The 3,819-nt window shown below is 62.7% G+C and carries 4 protein-coding genes; 2 read left to right on the top strand and 2 right to left on the bottom strand.

Annotation, left to right across the window (positions count from 1 at the left end; all coding sequences use genetic code 11):
- The coding region (gene groL, locus RMO89_RS09750) for a chaperonin GroEL (RefSeq protein WP_310532810.1) at positions 1-1,563 on the top strand (1,563 nt) is incomplete at its 5' end.
- A gap of 222 nt (positions 1,564-1,785) precedes the next feature.
- A complete protein-coding gene (locus tag RMO89_RS09745; protein ID WP_310532809.1) occupies positions 1,786-2,934 on the top strand; it encodes a serine hydrolase in 1,149 nt (382 codons plus the stop codon).
- Between the two features lie 125 nt (positions 2,935-3,059).
- Here RMO89_RS09745 and RMO89_RS09740 read toward each other — a convergent pair whose 3' ends face one another.
- Both RMO89_RS09740 and RMO89_RS09735 read right to left on the bottom strand, forming a co-directional pair.
- The gene (locus tag RMO89_RS09740; RefSeq protein WP_310532808.1) at positions 3,060-3,356 is read right to left on the bottom strand and encodes a hypothetical protein; all 297 of its coding nucleotides are present in this window, start codon (positions 3,354-3,356) and stop codon (positions 3,060-3,062) included.
- Between the two features lie 219 nt (positions 3,357-3,575).
- Complete coding sequence (locus RMO89_RS09735; protein ID WP_310532807.1) at positions 3,576-3,761, bottom strand: hypothetical protein; 186 nt, start codon at positions 3,759-3,761, stop codon at positions 3,576-3,578.
- Positions 3,762-3,819 lie beyond the last annotated feature (58 nt).

Genomic DNA, 3,819 nt, shown 5'->3' with positions numbered 1-3,819 from the left:
AAGGTCACGCTGGGCCCCAAGGGTCGCAACGTGGTGATCGACAAGAGCTTCGGCGCTCCGCGCATCACCAAGGACGGCGTTACCGTCGCCAAGGAAATCGAACTCAAGGACAAGTTCGAGAACATGGGCGCCCAGATGCTGCGCGAAGTCGCCAGCAAGACCAACGACCAGGCTGGTGACGGCACCACCACCGCCACCGTGCTCGCCCAGGCGATTGTCCGCGAAGGCATGACCTGCGTTGCAGCCGGCATGAACCCGATGGACCTCAAGCGCGGCATCGATCAGGCCGTTACCGCCGTTGTTGCGGATCTGGTGAAGCGTTCGAAGCCGGTTTCGGGTTCGGCCGAAATCGCCCAGGTCGGCATCATCTCGGCCAATGGCGACCGTGAAGTCGGCGAGAAGATCGCCGAAGCCATGGAAAAGGTCGGCAAGGAAGGCGTGATCACCGTGGAAGAGGCCAAGGGCCTCGAATTCGAACTCGATGTCGTCGAAGGCATGCAGTTCGACCGTGGTTATCTCTCGCCCTACTTCGTGACCAACGCTGAAAAGATGCTGGTCGAGCTGGATAACCCCTACATCCTGATCCACGAAAAGAAGCTGTCGAACCTGCAGTCGATGCTGCCGATCCTCGAAGCCGTGGTGCAGTCGGGCCGTCCGCTCCTCATCATCGCTGAAGACATCGAAGGCGAAGCGCTTGCCACCCTCGTGGTCAACCGCCTGCGCGGCGGCCTCAAGGTTGCAGCCGTCAAGGCTCCGGGCTTCGGCGATCGCCGCAAGGCCATGCTGGGCGATATCGCCACGCTGACCGCCGGTGAAATGATCTCCGAAGACCTTGGCATCAAGCTGGAGAACGTCACGCTCGCCATGCTCGGCCAGGCCAAGAAGGTCACGATCGACAAGGACAACACGACCATCGTCGACGGCAATGGTTCGGCTGAAGAGATCAAGGCCCGCGTCGAACAGATCCGCGCCCAGATCGAAGTCACCACCAGCGACTACGACCGCGAAAAGCTGCAGGAACGTCTGGCCAAGCTGGCTGGCGGTGTTGCCGTGATCAAGGTTGGCGGCGCGTCGGAAGTCGAAGTGAAGGAACGCAAGGACCGCGTCGACGACGCTCTCCACGCCACCCGCGCTGCGGTTGAAGAAGGCATCGTCCCCGGCGGCGGCACGGCGCTGCTTTATGCCACCAAGGCTCTTGAGGGCATGAAGGGCGTGAACGACGACCAGACCAAGGGCATCGACATCGTCCGCAAGGCGATTCAGGCTCCGGTTCGCCAGATCGCCACCAACGCCGGTCATGACGGTGCCGTGGTTTCGGGCAACCTGCTGCGCGAGAATGACGAGACTCAGGGCTTCAACGCGTCGACCGACGTCTATGAAAACCTCGTCGCTGCCGGCGTGATCGACCCGACCAAGGTCGTGCGCACCGCCCTGCAGGATGCTGCCTCGGTTGCTGGTCTGCTGATCACCACCGAAGCTGCCATCGCCGACAAGCCGGACGACAAGCCGTCTATGCCCCCGATGGGTGGCGGCATGGGCGGCATGGGCGACATGGGCTTCTGAGCCTGCCCAACTGACGCACCGAAAAACGGGGCCGGGGAGCAATCCTCCGGCCCTTTTTTTGCGCCGTGTCTGCTTGATTCGGGCTTGTGAGCGCCAAAACGGTCGAAAATCGCGCGTTTACGCATTTTCCCGCGCGTCTGGTGCAACTCGTCGCGCGGCCGTTGTGACAAAATGCGCGCCGCGTACAACATCTGTAAACCTTGGTGGGGTTAGGGATAGTGCGTGACTGAGGGACTGCTTTCTCGATTTCTGACGCTGAGCGTCGCGGCGGCAGCACTGCTGGCGCTTCCCGCACAGGCTGCATCCGGCAACTCGCTGTCCAGCTCGCTCGAGGGCGAGTTTGACACGATGTTCGGCGGACCGAAGGCGAAGATCGAAACGCCCTCGTCGGTTAGCAGCCAGTCCAGCGTTACCATTACGCGCGGCCAGAAGGGCCAATCTGTCCAGACTGTCTCCGTGCCGGTTCGCGCACCTGTTTCTCTCGCCGCTGTACCGCAAAGCCAGCCCTCCTACGCCTATTCCAGCCCGTTCGAAGCCTCGATCGCAGCGCTGGCAGAAGGCTCGCAAGGCCGCATCGGCGTGGCCGCGCTCGATCTTGAGACCGGTCGCTCTGTGGCGATCCTGGGCGACCAGTCGTTCCCGATGGCATCGACCAGCAAGATAGCCATTGTCGCCACTTTCCTGGCGGGCGTCGATGATGGCCGATACAAGCTTTATGACCAGTACCCGCTGATCGTGGCGGTGCCCTCGAAGAAGTTCTCCAGCGCGCAGGCCCCTGTCCGTCAGGGCACGACGATGAGCGCGCTCAGCCTGATCGAAGCTGCGATTACCCGCAGCGATAATCAGGCCACCGACGCGCTGCTCGCCGCCGTCGGTGGCCCACAGGTCGTGACCCGCTGGGTGCAGAGCCGCGCGGGGATCAACGAATTCCGCATCGACCGCACGATCGCCACGCTGGTGCGCGATGACGGCGCGGTCAATCCGGCGACCGCCATCGACAAGCGCGACAGTGTGACCCCGATGGGCATGGTTCGCCTTCTCTCCGGTATCTATCGCCGCGAATGGCTGAGCCGGGCGTCAAATGACGTGCTGCTCGGCGCAATGAGCCGCACGGTCACCGGCAAACACCGCATCCGCGGACTGCTGCCCGAAGGCACGCAGGTTGCCCACAAGACCGGCACCCTGTTCAACACGGCCAGCGATGTCGGCTTCATCAAGACCCCTGATGGACGCGATCTGGCTGTGGCCATCTATGTCACGGGACAAGGCAGCAAGCCGGCCCGTGATGCCCGCATCGCCGCGATCGCCCGTTCGCTTTACGATGGTTACCTGGCCGAAGCTGCCAGCAACCGCCGCACCGCGCTGCGCTGATCCACTCAGCATACATTATCTGAACGCCGCAGCGCTGCGCCGCACTTAGCGCGCCGCAATGACGCAAGAAAAGGCGCGCAGGACCAAGTCCCACGCGCCTTCCATAACATCCTCAAACGAGGTGCTTACTTGGCGCCTTCCGAGGCACCAGCCTTTGCACCTTCGACAGCGCCGGCAGCTGCGCCAGCGACAGCACCAGCAGCCTTGTCGGCGCCTTCCTTCATCGTCGCAGCCGCTTCTGAACCGGCAGCCTTCATGTCAGCCGCAGCTTCCGAGCCAGCAGCGGCCGCGTCGCCGGCGGCATCGCTCATGCTGGCAGCAGCGTTCGAAGCGTCGGCTTCTGCGCCTTCCTTGGTGTTCGAGCAGGCGCCGAGGGCGAGCACGGCACCGGCGGCAGCTGCCGCCAGAACGATTTTGCGCATGAATTACAATCCTTTGTAGCGAGTGGACCTGGCCATTCCGACCCGCCTGGGCGAGTCTTGGGCCGGCGCGAGGCTGCCGAGCGGCCAATCGAATGTCAATCGCGCCCGCCTTCGTTTCGCCGCATTTCCGGCAGGGCCTGCAGGTATCTTCTGGACAAAGAAAAGGGCGCGCAAGGTTTCCCCTGCGCGCCCAAATTCATCTTTGCCGTAAGGCGAAGATTACATCTTCGGAGCTTCCGAAGCGTCAGCCGATGCTTCAACCGAAGCTTCAACAGCCGGAGCCGAAGCGTCAACGGTAGCTTCAGCCGAAGCTTCGGTGGTGGCTTCAGGAGCAGGAGCTTCCGACTTGCAAGCCGAGAGAGCGAAAACGCCAGCAACAGCGGCGACGAGAGCGATCTTGCGCATGTATATAATCCTTGAGCGAGTGGACCCCGTTCGAACCCTTGGCCCAATGCCGCGGAGT

The organism is Novosphingobium sp. (assembly GCF_031424035.1).
Taxonomy (GTDB): domain Bacteria; phylum Pseudomonadota; class Alphaproteobacteria; order Sphingomonadales; family Sphingomonadaceae; genus Novosphingobium.
This window is presented reverse-complemented; position numbering and strand designations above follow the sequence as displayed.